This window comes from Daejeonella sp. AP26 (genome assembly GCF_056680515.1).
Window position 1 is genome coordinate 4789591 of record NZ_CM155286.1, and the last position, 17213, is coordinate 4806803.

Annotated in this window: 8 protein-coding genes; 5 read left to right on the plus strand and 3 right to left on the minus strand. The window is 47.5% G+C overall.

Features of this window, described 5'->3' with window-relative positions:
- Positions 1 to 13: 13 nt before the first annotated feature.
- Together AC1MCB_RS20435 and AC1MCB_RS20440 are read left to right on the plus strand one after the other, a co-directional pair.
- Positions 14 to 10657 (plus strand): Ig-like domain-containing protein, encoded by a 10644-nt coding sequence (locus AC1MCB_RS20435; protein WP_479966581.1) that lies wholly within the window; start codon positions 14 to 16, stop codon positions 10655 to 10657.
- Between the two features lie 155 nt (positions 10658 to 10812).
- Positions 10813 to 11724 (plus strand): PorP/SprF family type IX secretion system membrane protein, encoded by a 912-nt coding sequence (locus AC1MCB_RS20440; protein ID WP_479966582.1) that lies wholly within the window; start codon positions 10813 to 10815, stop codon positions 11722 to 11724.
- 53 nt (positions 11725 to 11777) lie between these two features.
- Here the strand turns inward: AC1MCB_RS20440 and AC1MCB_RS20445 are convergent, their stop codons facing one another.
- From AC1MCB_RS20445 to AC1MCB_RS20455, 3 genes are all read right to left on the minus strand, one after another.
- Complete coding sequence (locus tag AC1MCB_RS20445; protein WP_479966583.1) at positions 11778 to 12449, minus strand: ankyrin repeat domain-containing protein; 672 nt, start codon at positions 12447 to 12449, stop codon at positions 11778 to 11780.
- A 10-nt stretch (positions 12450 to 12459) separates the two neighbouring features.
- Positions 12460 to 13803, minus strand: a complete 1344-nt coding sequence (locus tag AC1MCB_RS20450) for an amidohydrolase (protein ID WP_479966584.1) — start codon at positions 13801 to 13803, stop codon at positions 12460 to 12462.
- Between the two features lie 144 nt (positions 13804 to 13947).
- Entirely contained in the window at positions 13948 to 14799 is an 852-nt protein-coding gene (locus AC1MCB_RS20455) for a helix-turn-helix domain-containing protein (RefSeq protein ID WP_479966585.1), read from the minus strand.
- Between the two features lie 446 nt (positions 14800 to 15245).
- Here AC1MCB_RS20455 and AC1MCB_RS20460 point away from each other — a divergent pair, with 446 nt between their 5' ends.
- From AC1MCB_RS20460 to AC1MCB_RS20470, 3 genes are all read left to right on the plus strand, one after another.
- Positions 15246 to 15791 (plus strand): DUF6597 domain-containing transcriptional factor, encoded by a 546-nt coding sequence (locus tag AC1MCB_RS20460; protein ID WP_479966586.1) that lies wholly within the window; start codon positions 15246 to 15248, stop codon positions 15789 to 15791.
- Positions 15792 to 16047: 256 nt separating this feature from the next.
- On the plus strand, positions 16048 to 16179 hold the full coding sequence (locus AC1MCB_RS20465; RefSeq protein WP_479966587.1) for a tetratricopeptide repeat protein: 132 nt from the start codon (positions 16048 to 16050) through the stop codon (positions 16177 to 16179).
- Between the two features lie 525 nt (positions 16180 to 16704).
- Entirely contained in the window at positions 16705 to 17172 is a 468-nt protein-coding gene (locus tag AC1MCB_RS20470) for a hypothetical protein (RefSeq protein ID WP_479966588.1), read from the plus strand.
- The last annotated feature ends 41 nt before the right edge of the window (positions 17173 to 17213 follow it).

Sequence of the window (17213 nt, forward strand, 5' to 3'; positions counted from 1 at the left end):
TAATTCATTTTTGATGAAGATTACGTTCCGTTCCATGCCGGTAAAGGCTATGCTTTTGCTGTTCTCAATCCTGCTTACCGCTGCTAATTCCAACGCCCAGTGTGTTTTATCAAAAGGCGATATTGTCTTCACGGGTTACGACCTGATCGACGACCAGGTAAACGGTACCAATTCAGGGAACGGCAGCAATGACCGCTTTTCCTTCGTTATTCTTCGCGACATTACGGCAGGTACCGAGGTATCCTTTACTGACCTCGGCTGGACCAGCATGGGCCAGTTTCAATCTGCTGACAGGGCCCGCACGGATGGCGTTATCAGGTGGAAAACTGCTGTTGCGCTTTCTGCCGGAACGGAAATTACGATTAACACTAAGTTCAATCCTTCTGCCAGCCAGGGAACCGTTACCGGCGTTCTACAAAACTATGAAACAATCGAATTAGGCCTTACAGCAGAATATCTGAGTCTCGCCGAAATCAGCGGAGATCAAATCTTCGCCTTTACAGGTAATTACCTGTCCGGTCCAACTCTACTCGCCGGGATGTCAATCAACGCTGAGTGGTCAACCAGCCTCGAATATTATGAAACCAGCTCGGGCAGGTCTATACTTCCGCCAGCCTTATCAACAGGAGCCCAAAAACTATCTATCAGCCGCATCGATCCGGATGACTCCGAAATGAGGGATGCTTATACTGCACGACTGAAGTCATTAGGTTCTATTTCCGGCACAGCAGCGAACATAATTAGCACGGTCAATAATACAGCGAACTGGGAGATAAGCCCGGTTGCGACACCCTACCTTGAATTCGCCAATTTAACAAACGGTAACACGTATACACTATCGCCGCCGGTGATCACCACACAACCAGTTAATGCGGTCGGCGTTTGCCCGGCAGGAGCCACATTTTTTGAGGTGATCGCCGATGCGACAGCATGCAACTATCAATGGCAGACCTTTAATACAACTAATTCAACCTGGGAAAATATCCCAACCGGCGGCATTTATGGAACGACAAGTACTGCGGCGAAGCTTGTGATAAACAATGTCAGCGGCCTGGACGGTAAAAAATACCGGGTTCGCGTGTATGGTACCAAACCGGTCATCTCTTCAGAGGTATCAATTAGTATTCTGCCGGCTCTGTCAATCACCACAGCCACATTGCCGGATGCTGCGAAGTTCGTGGCCTACAGCCAGCAGCTGACGCATACCGGCGGTAAAGCTGGTTATATTTATGCAGTGAATACCGGCAGCACCCTGCCGGGCGGGATGAGCTTATCGGCAGTTGGTGTGCTTAGCGGAACGCCAACGGTAAGTGGTACCTTTAATTTTACAGTCAAACTGACCGACGGATGCAGCACAGTCGTCCTTAAACCTTTGACTCTGTTTATCACGCCGGAGCCATTGATGGCGTCGCTCGGTGTGCCGGCTAATGGATTGTATAAGGCAGGAGATATTCTGAATTTTTTTGTGAACTTCGATGCTGCGGTGACAGTAACGAATATACCGCAACTCGGCCTGACTGTCGGCAGCACTGCGGGGAACGCAGTTTATACCAGCGGTTCAGGCTCATCATCATTAACCTTCAGCTACACTGTACAGACAGGAGATCTTGACCAAAATGGTATTGCCATCACCGGCATCCTGTTAAACGGAGGTTCGATCAATTCAGCAGGAGGCACCCCTGTGATTACTACTCTCGCCGGTGTTGCGTCTACTGCAGGTATTTATGTTGATGGTGTTGTTCCAATAGCTACGATCACACTCGCTGACGCCGCTTTGCGCATTGGCGAAACATCCCTTGTCACCATTACCTTCAATGAAGCGGTCACCGGGTTTACCAATGCGGATCTCACTGTTGCTAACGGTTCATTGTCATCGGTAAGTTCCATTGATGGCGGGGTCACCTGGACGGCAACATTTACGCCGACAGCCGCTATTAATAGCGCTAGCAACCTCATCACGCTTGATAATACCGGGGTAGCCGATCTGGCCGGCAATGCCGGCAGCGGATCCACCAATTCTAATAATTACTCAATCGATACTGCACGTCCTGCTGCTGCAATCGTAGTAGCCGATGCAGCGTTGCGTATCGGAGAAACTTCCCTGGTGACCATTACCTTCAGCGAAGCGGTCACCGGATTTACCAATGCTGATCTAACGGTTGCCAACGGAACACTATCAGCAGTTAGTTCCAGTGATGGCGGCGTCACCTGGACAGCAACGCTTACTCCAACTACAGGAATCAGTAATGCGGGCAACCTGGTCACCCTGGCCAATACAGGTGTGGCAGACCTTGCCGGCAATGCAGGAACCGGGACGACCACTTCTAATAATTATGCTATCGATACTGCACGTCCAACTGCTACGATTGCTGTAGCTGATGGAAGCCTGACAGCCGGTGAAACATCGCTGGTAACCATTACCTTTAGTGAAGCGGTGACCGGATTTAGCAATGCGGATCTAACGGTTGCCAACGGAACACTTTCAGCAGTCAGTTCCGGCGATGGCGGCATCACCTGGACTGCCACTTTTACCCCAACGGCAGGTATCAGCGATGCCACCAATATGGTCATCCTGGCAAATACGGGCGTGTCAGATGCCGCCGGCAATGCGGGAACCGGTACCACCGATTCTAATAATTATTCAGTTGATACCCTACGTCCGACTGTTGCAATCATAGTCGCTGATGTAGCGTTGAGGGTGGGAGAAACATCCCTGGTGACCATCACCTTCAGCGAACCGGTCACCGGCTTTACCAATGCGGATCTCACAGTCGCCAACGGTTCATTGTCAGCGGTTAGTTCCGGTGATGGCGGCATCTCCTGGACGGCAACGCTTACCCCGGCAGCGGGTATCAGTGATGCCAGCAACCTCATTGCCATGGATAATACCGGTGTGGCAGATCTTTCGGGAAATGCCGGAAGCGGAACGACCAGTTCAAATAACTACGCGATCGATACCGAGCGCCCAACCGCCACGATCGTAGTAGCCGATGCAGGGTTGAGTATCGGAGAAACATCCCTGGTGACCATTACCTTCAGCGAAGCAGTCAGCGGTTTCACACTGGCGGATCTGACGGCGGCAAACGGTACCTTATCGGGACTTAGTTCCAGTGATGGCGGCGTGACCTGGACAGCAACGCTTACCCCGGCAGCGGGTATCAATGATGCCAGCAACCGGATCACCCTGGCAAATACGGGTGTGGCGGATCTGGCCGGCAATACCGGAACCGGTACGACTGATTCTAATAATTATTCCATTGATAGCCAGCGTCCGACTGCCACGATCGTAGTGGCCGATGTGAACCTGATAGCAGGAGAAACATCGCTGGTGACCATTACCTTTAGTGAGGCGGTCAGCGGATTTACCAATGCCGATCTGAACATCGCCAACGGAACGTTATCAGCCGTCAGTTCGGGCGATGGGGGCGTCACCTGGACTGCAACGTTTACCCCAACAGCCAGCATCACTGATGCCACAAACCTGATTACCCTGGCTAATACCGGCGTAGCAGACCCTGCGGGAAATGCCGGCAGCGGAACAACGACATCAAATAATTATGCTATCGATACGGCACTTCCGTCCGCTACCATCGTAGTAGCAGACGCCGCTTTGAGGATCGGCGAAACCTCGTTGGTAACCGTTACCTTCAGCGAAGCGGTAACCGGGTTCACGATTACGGATCTAACTACTTCCAACGGGACTGTGACCGCCCTGAGCTCCAGTGACGGCGGTATTACCTGGACGGCAACGCTTACCCCGGCAGCGGGTATCAGTGATGCCAGCAACCTCATTGCCATGGATAATACCGGTGTGGCAGATCTTTCGGGAAATGCCGGAAGCGGAACGACCAATTCAAATAACTACGCGATCGATACCGAGCGTCCAACTGCCACGATCGTAGTAGCCGATGCAGCGTTGAGTATCGGGGAAACATCCCTGGTGACCATCACCTTCAATGAAGCGGTCAGCGGTTTCACCCTGGCAGACCTGACGGTCGCAAACGGCACCTTATCGGGACTTAGTTCCGGTGATGGCGGCGTGACCTGGACAGCAACCCTTACTCCAACTGCAGGTATCAGTAATGCCAGCAACGTGGTCACCCTGGCCAATACAGGTGTGGCAGACCTTGCCGGTAATATAGGAACCGGTAGCACCACTTCTAATAGTTATGTTATCAATACTGCACCTCCGACTGCTACGATTGTTGTAGCTGACGCCGCTTTGCGCATAGGCGAAACATCCCTGGTAACCATTACCTTCAGTCAAGCGGTCACCGGGTTTACCAATGCAGATCTAACTGTTGCCAATGGAACCTTATCATCAGTGAGTTCCGGTGATGGCGGGGTCACCTGGACGGCAACATTTACGCCGACAGCCGCTATCAATGACGCTAGCAACCTGATCACGCTTGATAATACCGGGGTAGCCGATCTGGCCGGCAATGCCGGAAGCGGAACGACCAATTCAAATAACTACGCGATCGATACCCAGCGTCCAACCGCCACGATCGTAGTAGCTGATGCAGCCTTGAGAATCGGGGAAACATCTTTGGTCACCATTACCTTCAATGAAGCGGTCAGCGGTTTCACCCTGGCAGACCTGACGGCGGCAAACAGTACCTTATCCGGACTTGGTTCCATGGATGGCGGCGTGATCTGGACAGCAACCCTTACTCCAACTGCAGGTATCAGTAATGCCAGCAACCTGGTTATCCTGGATAATACTGGTGTGGCAGACCTGGCCGGCAATGCGGGAACCGGGACGACCACTTCTAATAATTATGCTATCGATACTGCACGTCCAACTGCTACCATTGCAGTTGCGGATGCCGCATTGACAGCCGGCGAAACGTCTTTGGTGACCATTACCTTTAGCGAAGCGGTTAGTGGCTTCACCACTGCGGATCTTACCGCAGTAAACGGTACCTTATCGGGACTAAGTTCCAGTGACGGCGGCGTGACCTGGACGGCTACCTTTACCCCATCAGCAGGTATCAGTGATGCCAGCAACCTGATCATCCTGGCAAACACCGGCATATCCGATGCAGCGGGTAATACCGGAAGCGGCACGACCAGTTCTAATAATTATGCTATCGATACCGCACGCCCAACTGCTACCATCGTTGTAGCTGATGTGAGCCTCATCGCCGGTGAAACATCGATCGTGACCATTACATTCAGCGAAGCGGTCACCGGTTTCACCACTGCGGATCTTACCGCAGTAAACGGCACTTTATCGGGACTAAGTTCCGGTGATGGCGGCATCACCTGGACGGCAACGCTTACCCCGGCAGCAGGTATCAGTGATGCCAGCAACCTGATCATCCTGGCAAACACCGGCGTATCCGATGCAGCGGGTAATACCGGAAGCGGCACGACCAGTTCTAATAATTATGCTATCGATACCGACCGCCCGACCGCTACCATCGTTGTAGCTGATGCGAGCCTCATTGCCGGTGAAACATCGCTCGTGACCATTACCTTTAGCGAAGCGGTCACCGGTTTCACCACCTTGGATCTTACCGCAGTAAACGGCACTTTATCGGGACTAAGTTCCGGTGATGGGGGCATCACCTGGACGGCAACGTTTACGCCGACAGCCGCTATTAAAAGCGCTACAAACCTGATCACGCTTGATAATACCGGGGTAGCCGATCTGGCCGGCAATGCCGGAAGCGGCACGACCAACTCTAATAATTATGCTATCGATACTGCACGTCCAACTGCGACGATTTTTGTAGCTGATGGAAGCCTGATAACCGGTGAAACATCGCTGGTCACCATAACCTTCAGCGAAGCGGTCAGCGGATTTACAAATGCGGATCTAAGCATTGCCAACGGTATCTTAACGACCGTTACTTCCGGTGACGGCGGTGTCACCTGGACGGCAACCTTTACCCCGACGGCGGGAGTTGCCGATGCAAGTAACCTGATCGTCCTGGCAAACACCGGGCTGTCCGATGCAGCCGGTAACACCGGAAGCGGAACCACCAGTTCTAATAATTATACGATTAATACCGTGCTCCCGACCGCTGCGATCGTCGTTGCTGATGCGGCCCTGGCAGCCGGTGAAACGTCTTTAGTCACCATCACCTTCAGTGAAGCAGTTAGCGGCTTTAGCAATGCGGATCTGACCGTCGCCAACGGTACCTTGTCTGCAGTCAGTTCCACAGACGGTGGTATCACGTGGGTTGCCACTTTTACCCCAACGGCTGGAATCAGCAGTCTAAATAACCTGATCACGCTGGCAAACTCCGGCGTATCCAACGCGGCCGGCAATGCCGGAACGGGCACAACAAATTCCAATAATTATGCAATTGATACTGCACGTCCAACTGCTACGATTGTTGTAGCTGATGCAGCTCTGATAGCCGGCGAAACCTCGTTGGTAACCATTACCTTTAGTGAAGCGGTTACTGGATTTAGCAATGCGGATATAACAGTTGCCAACGGAACACTATCAGCAGTCAGTACAAGCGATGGCGGTATCACCTGGACTGCCACTTTTACCCCGACTGCAGATATCAGCGATGCCACCAATAAGGTCATCCTGGCAAACACGGGTGTATCAGATGCCGCCGGCAATACCGGAACGGGCACCACCGATTCTAATAATTATTCAGTGGATACTGTACGTCCGACTGCCACAATTGTAGTCGCAGATGTGAACCTGATTGCAGGCGAAATATCCCTTGTCACCTTTACTTTTAGCGAAGCGGTCAGCGGTTTCACCATTGCCGATTTGCCAGCAGAAAATGGGACCTTATCCGGACTGAGTTCCAGTGATGGCGGGGTCACCTGGACAGCAACGTTTACCCCCGCAGCAGGTATAAGTGATGCCAGCAATCTAATTATATTGTCAAATACCGGTGTGTCAGATCTTGCCGGCAATGCCGGAAGCGGGACGACGGAATCAAATAATTACTCGGTAGACACCAGCCCTCCGGTGATTAATAACGCAGTTATTATATCAAACAACAGCAACCCGGCATTAGCTAAAACGGGTGACGTGATCACAATCAGCCTGACAGCAAGTGAAGCCATCTCAAGCCCGTTGATCACTATTTCCGGACAGACAGCTACCATTGCCGGTTCAGGAAATACCTATACAGCAACTTACACTATGACTGCTGCCAATGCAGAGGGATTGGTTTCTTTCAATATTTCGTATGCAGACCTCGCCGGTAACAATGGTATAGCTGTTTCTGCTACAAGCGACGGAAGCAATGTTACCTTCGACCGTACTGCTCCAATGAGCCCGGTAGATTTGGCAGCAGCCGGAGGCAATAACGAAGTTCTTTTGAACTGGACTGCCAATGCGGAGGCCGACATTAAAACTTATAACATTTTTGCGGGTAACTCGGCGAACCCAACTACTTTGCTTCAATCTGTTGCTTCGACCAGCAGCACTTTCATCCACACCAGCCTGACGAACGGGACAACTTACCATTACCGTATCACTGCCACAGATAATGCAGGTAATGAAAGTACGTTTTCAGCTAATGTGAGTGCTGTGCCAAGAGCCGGACAAACGATAGCTTTCACAGCTCTGCCATCCAAAACCTACGGCGATGCCAGCTTTACGCTGGGTCCGCTTACGAGTTCTGCAGGCCTCACAGTTATTTATACAGCCAGCGATGCTTCAATAGTATCTATCACCGGAAATACGGCGACTATTTTGAAAGCGGGCAGTACAATTATTACAGCGAGCCAGGCCGGGTCCGCCGCTTTCGAAGCAGCCCCGGATGTCCAGCAAGCTCTGAGCATTGCTAAAAGAAACCTCATCGTAGTCAATGCCGACCGTTCGAAAGTCTATGGCGAAGTGTTGACAAATGCGGACTTTACCGGCAGCATCACGGGAATCCAGAACAGCGACAACATTAATTTGACGCGCAGCAGCACCGGTTCAGCCGCAACGGCTGCTACCGGCAGCACGTACCCGATCATCGCTAACTTAGCCGATCCGGATAACAAGCTGGTCAACTATACCGTAACTAATACCGATGCAACCTTAACGGTTACTCAAAAGCCCCTGACCATTACGGCAGCTGACCGCAGTAAAACCTACGGTGAGGCGGTAACTTTTGCCGGAACGGAGTTCACAGCTACCGGCCTGATCAACGGCGACGCAGTGACAAGCATTTCCCTGAACAGTACGGGAGCAGCCGCCACAGCGAGCGTTGCGGGATCACCGTACAGCATTGTGCCTTCGGCAGCCAAGGGCACCAGCCTGGAAAATTATACAATCAGCTATATCAACGGTACCTTAGCGGCCACGAAGAAAGACCTGCTGGTAGTCAATACGGACCGTTCGAAAACCTACGGTGAATTATTGACTGATGCCAGCTTTACCGGCAGCATCACCGGAATCCAGAACAACGACAACATTACTTTAACGCGCAGCAGCACCGGTTCAGCCACAACGGCTACTACCGGCAACACATACCCGATCACCGCCACCTTAGCCGATCCGGATAACAAGCTTTCCAACTATACGGTAACTAATATCGATGGAACCTTAACGGTTACTCAAAAGGCCCTGACTATTACGGCAGCTGATCGCAGTAAAACCTACGGTGAGGCGGTAACTTTTGCCGGAACGGAGTTTACGGCTACCGGCCTGATCAACGGCGACGCAGTAACAGGCATTTCCCTGAACAGTACGGGAGCAGCCGCCACAGCGAGCGTTGTGGGATCACCGTACAGCATTGTGCCTTCGGGAGCTATCGGCAGCATCCTGGCGAACTACAGCATCAGCTATAGCAACGGGGCTTTAACCGTCACCAGGAGAGATCTGGTTGTGGTCAATGCCGATCGTTCGAAAGCTTACGGCCAAGTATTAACGAGTACGGACTTTACAGGCAGCATTACAGGAATCCAGAACAGCGACCACATTACCTTAACGCGCAGCAGCACCGGTTCCGCCGTAACGGCCAATACCGGCACGTACCCGATCACGGCTACTTTAGCCGATCCGGATAACAAGCTGGCCAACTATAGCGTGACCAATACCAATGGAACCTTATCGGTGACTCAAAAAGTGTTAACGATTACGGCAGCTGACCGCAGTAAAACCTACGGTGAGGCGGTAACCTTTGCCGGCACCGAGTTTACGGCTACCGGCCTGGTTAACGGCGACGCGCTAACAAGCATTTCCCTGAACAGTACGGGAGCAGCCGCGACAGCCAGCGTGGCGGGTTCAACCTACAGCATCGTGCCTTCGGCTGCCACCGGCACCGGACTTGATAATTACACCGTCAGCTATGTTAACGGCTTATTAAACGTAAGTAAAAAGGACCTCCTCATAACGGCTGAGGACAAGATCCGCTTTGTGGGAACCGAAAATCCAGCATTTACACTCATTTACAATGGCTTCGTTAACGGTGAAGATCAAAGTATCCTCAGTCCGCTTCCACTAGCCGCAACTGTCGCGAATATAAATTCAGCGATCGGGGAGTACGAGATCACGATAAGCGCAGTAGTGGCTGCCAATTATAATGTGATATCTGACAACGGTATATTAAAAGTAGTTTCCGGAGCGCCAACTTCGGTTAGTCTGGCATCTGCAGAGCTATTCGAGAACCAGCCATCAGCCACCCTCGCCGGAACTCTAAGCTCCACTTCAGATGATCCCGGCGTTACCTTCACTTATTCGCTGGTAAACGGAAGTGGTGACACCGATAATAACTTGTTCAGCATCAGCGGCAGCGAGCTTAAAACAACCGCCAGTCTGGACTATGAACAGAAGAGTACCTACAGTATCCGTGTCAGCTCGAAAACCCAGCACGGCTTTTCATTGGAAAAAGTGTTGACCGTTAGCCTGAGCGATGTCAACGAAGTACCTACCCTCGAGGCCATTGGCAACCAGGTGATCTGTTATACCACCGCTGCTCAGAATATTTCCCTAACAGGAATTTCTGCCGGACCGGAAGGCAGTAAGCAGTCTGTTAATCTAACAGTAAACAGTTCCAATCCGGACCTGTTTGATCAGCTTTCCATCACCAATGATGGTCGGCTAAGTTACAGGGTAAAAACTGGCATGAATGGTCAGGCAACAATTACGGTAAATGTTAAAGATAATGGGGGTACAGCTAACGGTGGAACCGACACGTTCAGCCGAACCTTTACAATCACTGTGAACCCGCTTCCGGTGATTACCCTAACTTCCGACAAAGGCCTTAGGATCTCCAAAGGCGAAACCGTCCGCTTAACGGCGACCGGCGGCAGCAGCTACAGCTGGAATAATCCGGGTGGGGTTATTGGAGGGCAGTCTTCGGCCAGCCTCACTGTGCGTCCGGCAGCTTCGGCCAACTACCGTGTTACCGTTACCACTGCATCGGGTTGTGTCAGCGAACAGGAAATCCGAATCGAAGTAAAAGACGATTACAGCATGGTAAAGGGAACTAATATTCTTTCACCGAATGGCGACGGTGTGAACGACCGGTTCGTGTTGCGCAATATTGATATGTACCCGAATAATACAGTAAAAATATTTGACCGGGCAGGGCGTCTGCTCTACAGCAAAAATCAGTATGCCGACGAATGGGATGGAACGTTCCAGGGCTCGCCGCTGGCTGAAGATACTTACTATTATATCGTCGACTTTGGTACTGGCAATTTAACACTGAAAGGGTTTATTACGATTGTGAGGGAGTAGGAAGAGGGTGAGGGGTGAAGGTTGAAGGGTTATAGGGTTATGGGGTTATAAATAATTGGGGACCCCTATTACAGCCCGGCACCTTTGACCGTAAATTTTACAAAATATAAATTTCGCTGATAGCTCATAGCTGACAGCTGATAGCTAAGAAAGACATGAATAAAATACAAAAAACGACGGTTTGCCTGATCCTGTTGCTGATCGCAACAAGCAGCAAAGTGATGGCTCAGTTGGATCCCATGGGTTCTCAATATTTTTTAAATCAATACCTGGCGAATCCGGCCATGGCAGGGATAGATGAGGGGCTAACCCTAAACGGGGCTGTTCGCAAGCAGTACAGCACCATTCCCGGTGCTCCGTCTACACAAACGCTGACTGCTGGTTACCAGATGAACAGCCGGGTAGGCTGGGGCTTGAATCTATACAACGATGCGGCCGGACTGATCAAGAAAACGCGCGTCGTCGGCTCGTATGCTTATCACCTTCCGCTAAGTAACGAGAACAATCAGTTGCACTTCGGTATTTCACTGGGCTTCATGAACGAGCGCATTGGCTATGAGGATGTAAATGGCGACCAGGGTGATGTGGTTATCGGTCGCTTTAACGAGCGGGATACCTATATCGACGGTGATTTTGGTGCCGCTTACACCAGCAAACACCTGAGTGTTCAGGCGGCGGTTCCGAATATGAAAAGCTTTTTTGGTACCGATGACAACAATACAATCGATCGTTCAACTTTTTTTACATCGTTAAGTTATAAATGGTTTCTGGGCGGTACTATAACAACAACTACTTTGGAACCTAAAGTTGTCTACAGGGGAGTAAAAGGACACGACAACCTGGTAGATGCGGGCGCTAACCTGATTACGGCAAACAATCAGCTGATCTTTACCGGTATGTATCATTCCTCTCAAAGCGCTACTTTTGGCATGGGAGTAAACATCAATAAAGCCCTGACCATTTTAGGAATGTATACTACAGAGACATCCGCTATGCAAGGCTACGCCAACGGAAATTTTGAAGTCGGTTTAAAGTACCAGGTTTTAAAGAATAGAAAGCTGAATTAAGAATTTTTTCCTGTCATCGCAATAAGGTCAATTGATTCATATTAATTGACCTTTTATTTTAGAAATATGCTTACGATTTCTCTAAACCCGCGGGACTGCGCGTGCTGCAACGGAGTTACACCCTCATGATCAGGGATGTTTAAATTAGCTCCGGCGGCTTTCAGGATTTGGACAATTTGCTGATATTTCTCACTTCCATCTCCCAGGACGATAGCTTCCATCAAGGCCGTCCAGCCTAAACGGTTAACATGATCTACCGGGTAACCTTTGGTATTTGCCAATAGCCTGACCGTCTCTACATGCCCGCGCTCACATGAAGGTATAAGTGCCGTTCCGTTGTAACGGTTGAAAACGTCGAACCGCGCCCCGTTTTGCAGGAACAAGTTCACCAGCTCCGTTTGTCCGCTTGCACCCGCATACAGAAAAGGGCTATCCTGGTTGTCGGCTTGCAGGTTCACGTCAGCACCATGCTCTACCAGTAATTTTGCCATTTCGGTTTGCTGTTTGTTAGTGGCAATTAACAATAGAGAACGCTTATAATTATCCACCGTATTTACATCGGCTCCATTTTTTAATGCCGCAGCCAGCCCTTTAATTTCGTTCTGTTGCACCAGTTCTATGACATCCTTGTCCTTCATTTCTCCTGTTTTAATATGACTTTTTGTTGTCGAATGGCACGAAGTGGCGAACACTATAAGTGCCAGTAAAAGAACTGTAACGTTCATGGCAAGATGTTTAGAAGACGATATTACCTTTATATATCAGGGATTTCACAGACGACACTCGCGAAACGGCTTCCGCTGAACAGCTTGCATCAATTAAAACAACATCTGCGTTGTCACCTGCTTTGGGCCACTGTTGAACACCTTTGTCGTCTAAAGGCAACGGACCAGCTGTTGCCAGCTTCAGCATTCTGGACAGGCCAAATTCCGATGACAAGCCGTATAGCTGCGCGGCGAGATTCGCTTTTTGTAATACACTTCCTGTTCCGAATGTGTTCCAGTGATCAATAATGCTGTCGTTGCCTGTCATCACCTTTACTCCATGTTTCATTAGAGCAGGGATCGGCATGACCAATGAGCCGAAAGGTATAGTCGAAACAATGCCTATTTGGGCAGCGGCAAGCTTTTCGGCCATCTCTTCCTGTTTCGTTTGATCTAACTTGCCCAGTACAAAACAATGGCTGAGATACGTTTTACCCTTCAGAACCGGGTTTTCATTTACCTTATCAATCAAATATTCTACTGTTTTTAATCCGGATTCGCCTGATTCGTGCAGGTGTATGTCAATGCCTTTATGGTTGTCCAGCGCTAATTGCACGGTGAAGTCCATTGTTCTTTCAATGGAGCCGTCAATAGTGTACGGATCTAAACCACCGATGAAATCAATATCCATCTTAGCTGCTTCTTTTAGATAAAGCACAGAATCAGCATAGAATACACCATGCTGCGGAAAAGCTACTAACTCGGCGCCAAAACTTTTCTTTTTATGCGCTAAAGCTTTTTCCAGGTTTTTTAGAGATTCGAGCCTGGAAGTCGGTTCAATATTTACATGGCTGCGTGCGAAAGCCGTTCCTTTCGATTGCAACAGTTCAATTATCTTTTCGGCCTTATAGGTGGAAGTTTTCAGCATGTCCGGCAGTATCTCCCGTTCCAGTGCAATCATTCCTTTCACTCCACCGGTCCTTTTTCTTACTGCCTGCCAGGCGCCGCCATAAAAGGTCTTATCCAAATGAATATGCATATCCCTGAACGATGGAAGCATCAGCAATCCTTTCCCATCAATCGCCTTTGCACCGGGTTGGTTGGGGCTTATCTTTTTTATTTTTCCGTTGTCTATTTCGATAGAAAAAAGCCCGGCTTTTGTGGCAATGACTTCATCACCTTCATATTCAAATCCGGTTTCAAGACGAACGTTTTTCAGCCGATAATTATTCGCTGACTTGATTGCTGCGCTATTATCGTTTTGAGCTTTCTCAGGTGATTCGGCTTGCAGGACGCCCGGAATGAGTGTTAATCCTGCCAGGCTTGCTGCAGAATTTTTAAGAAAATTTTTGCGCGATATATGTGACTGTTTCATATTTGGTTCTATGTAATCAGTACTTGCATTGAATTCAAATAAGCGACTATATTAATTGAAGCTCTTAAAGCAAGACGGTAAAACCAAAATTACATTCTCGAATTACTTAAACCATTGAAGGATTTCTATCATTACTTGTAAAATTTATCTTTTTTCGCGAAACTTCGTTGGCGTCATTCCTGTCTGGTCTTTAAAAAAATTAGAGAAATATGCGTGATCTGAAAAACCAAGTTCAAAGGCAATTTCTTTGACAGAAATGCTGGTGCCCTGTAGCAGTCGCTTAGCTTCTGTACACACCCTTTGTTGTATAAGCTGGGTAGCCGATATTTTTAAATATTTGCGGCATAGAATGTTCAGATAATTAGCTGATATATGCAGTTTCTCAGCATAGAAAGCCACGAACTTCTGGTCTTTGAAAAATTCATCTATCATCATATTGAACTTTGCAAGCCTTGCATCGGATTGATAAACTTTAAATTCCGTAAAAACATTCTCTGCTTCTTTGCTCACAATTGCGGCGATTACAGCTGCACGGGCACTAATCAGGTACATAAGGGAATTGTCTCTTTCCAACTCATTTTTTATCGCATCAAATTCATAATTCAGCAGGTTGAAGGCTGTGTCGCTTAACTGTATTACGGGATGATTTTGATAGTTAGTGAAAGAAAATCTGAAGTAAGGCGCAAACTGTTCAAAAAATGTCCTTTCTACCATGAGCTGATATCCGATTGTACCGGCTTTTATGTTCCATTTATGCATCTGCCCCGGAAAGAGTACATGTATCTGGTGGTTTCCAATGGGATAGTCGACGGAATCGATGTTGTGTGTGCCCTGTGCCTGCTCAAAGAGGTTGATGATAAAAAAATCATGTTTATGGGGTTTTTCAATAATTCTTTCGCCGTGCAGTTCATTAAATAATATTTCTTCACTGCCGGCCAGCTGTCCTGCCCGAAATCCCTGAATACCTATAACGGATATCAAGTTGTTTTCTTTCATATCGATGGGTAATGACGTTTAATGAACATTACAGATAAAATGCAGATTGTTTAAGCCTGGCCCTTCAGTCCAACATTAATAGCTCCAGATACAAACTCGAAATCTGTAAATTCTTGTGAAATTTATAAAAGATAGTCTAATCATGCTACTTGATCTGCCAATTTTTCCTGTGAGAATCACTTATTTGATCACTTACTGAGTAATTACTTAATCACTTACTTGGTCTCTAGCTAAATTGTGATACGCAAGAATGCTACCTAAACCAAAAAAACCGTATTGACCCCAAAGAATCCAGAAAATTATTACTATAAAGTTGATAAGTTTGACAGACTCTTCTGGCAATGGATCTGGTCTCTATTACAAGTGCTCGAAAAAGATTTTTTGGCGCCAGCACACTACAAACCCTTAACCGTTATGATCCTTGTAAATCGAAACCCAAGACCACAATGGAATACAAAGAAATAAAACCCTGCCTTGAATTAGAACCCTTTATTCATTCATATTGGGAACTGAAAGGAGGGGAGCACGACAATCAATGGGAGCGAAATTTTCCAGATGGATGTCCGGGGATAGTTTTTAATCGAGGTGATACCTGCATCACCGACAATGGTTCAATTTCTATCGAATTTGCTAAAACCTATGCCGTTGGTACAATGACTTCATATAAAGATAGTTTCATTCATAGCAATACCCATTTAATGGGCGTATGCTTTAAACCAACAACGTTCTCCAATTTTTACCAGTACGCGCCGCAAGATGAATTGACAAACAATACCATTGAGTTTGAAATATCAAATTCATTTGATATTGACAAAATCCTTAAAGTTCCATTTAATTATCTCAACCAGTTTTTTACAGACAGAATTAGAAGTAAAAACACCCAATTACAGTCCGTCATACAAGATATACATAATTCAAAAGGGCAATTAAGTGTTTACGAGCTTTCAAAAAGAAATTACAAGTGTTTTTATAAAATATTTGTGCAGGGTTAAACATTAGGAGTTTCAAAAAACAGAAAGGCAAAATGAAAGTTACTATAAAAACGCTATTTAGAACACTTATCTCTATAACAGCTGGAGGTTGTAGTGCTCAAAAACAAGACACCTTCAGACCTAAAGAAGTACACAGATCTAAAAATTTAATTGTAACCCAAATCACCCAAAACTCTTTTAAGCATACCTCATTTCTGATTTAGCCATGCAGATTTTCCAAATGAATGTATTTGGTTAGCCAAAAGTTGCAAAAGCGTTGCAGAGCTTGGGAGAAGGATATATGGAAACAGGGAATAAAGAATTAGCATTGCAATTCTTTAAGAAGAGTTTAACCATTAATCCTGACAATCCTTATGCAAATGAGATGATAAAAAAACTTGAAGGATAAAAAAACTACACTAAGAGCACCTACCCAAAATTGGCGGTTCAGTGATTAAGTCAAGCTTTGTGCTTCTATCAAAGTTTCTGCTTGGTTGGCTGAAAACCTACTTCGCAAAGCCGAGAGCCGTTACCGGCAAGACTCCGTTGCAAAACCCCCTTAGTTGGTATAATACTTTAACCAGGAATTTTAAATCATAGCCCATCATTCAACCATTCCAATCACAGTTCAAACAATTTTACCGTTCCCTCAATAATCTACCGTTCACCTTTTTTTACGAATGAATGCCCCATTTAACTATTCTGGGAATTTTCCGCCCTCGCACCTTATGCATAATCGTATGGAAGACGGAAGGGCGAGGTACTCTGCGAGAGACTTGTTGCAATATCAGCACGATATAATTGCAGTGATCAAGAATCCTTGTTGCAAACGAGTGTCTTAATTAAAGAGGGCTTTAAAAAGAACTAAACGTAAGAAATTCTTCTTAGGTTTAGTTTCGTTTATGTTCAATCTAAAGCAGATAGTTAGCGTATAATGTTTAGACTTGTAGTCCTCATTTTATTTATTTCACTTACTTCTTACGGTCAGCCGAAATCACAGAAAGTATTAAAATCGGATAAGCTTGCTTCCGTTAAAGATTGGAAGACACTGAAAGGTGTGGATTATTCAATTATATATCCCCCTGACTGGACATTAGAACAATTTGAGGAAATATTGGAAGAACCTGGACTGGCATATTTAAAGTTTTTTTTATACGCACCCACATCGGGTCATGACATCTTCAGGGAAAATGTAAACCTGATGACGCAGGATATAAAGGGGATAGCCTCAGATTTTAACGACTATATTAGCAAGAATGAAGCGCAAATAAAAGCACAGGGAGCGACGTCTGCTTTTATTGAAAGCAAAAGAATAAAGCATGGTACACTTAGAATTTCATCGGATGATCTACCTGACAGCCGGCATAAGCAGGCCTACCCTCTGGCAGATCGAAAAAGGTGAGCCATCCGTTGCAATGGGCGCATACTTCCACGGCTATGCTT

What these genes read in the sequence shown, in the direction of transcription:
- AC1MCB_RS20455 (WP_479966585.1), bottom strand. Translation starts at nt 14,799, where the DNA reads ATGAAAGAAAACAACTTGATATCCGTTATAGGTATTCAGGGATTTCGG.
- AC1MCB_RS20440 (WP_479966582.1), top strand. Translation starts at nt 10,813, where the DNA reads ATGAATAAAATACAAAAAACGACGGTTTGCCTGATCCTGTTGCTGATC.
- AC1MCB_RS20460 (WP_479966586.1), top strand. Translation starts at nt 15,246, where the DNA reads ATGGAATACAAAGAAATAAAACCCTGCCTTGAATTAGAACCCTTTATT.
- AC1MCB_RS20435 (WP_479966581.1), top strand. Translation starts at nt 14, where the DNA reads ATGAAGATTACGTTCCGTTCCATGCCGGTAAAGGCTATGCTTTTGCTG.
- AC1MCB_RS20470 (WP_479966588.1), top strand. Translation starts at nt 16,705, where the DNA reads ATGTTTAGACTTGTAGTCCTCATTTTATTTATTTCACTTACTTCTTAC.
- AC1MCB_RS20450 (WP_479966584.1), bottom strand. Translation starts at nt 13,803, where the DNA reads ATGAAACAGTCACATATATCGCGCAAAAATTTTCTTAAAAATTCTGCA.
- AC1MCB_RS20445 (WP_479966583.1), bottom strand. Translation starts at nt 12,449, where the DNA reads ATGAACGTTACAGTTCTTTTACTGGCACTTATAGTGTTCGCCACTTCG.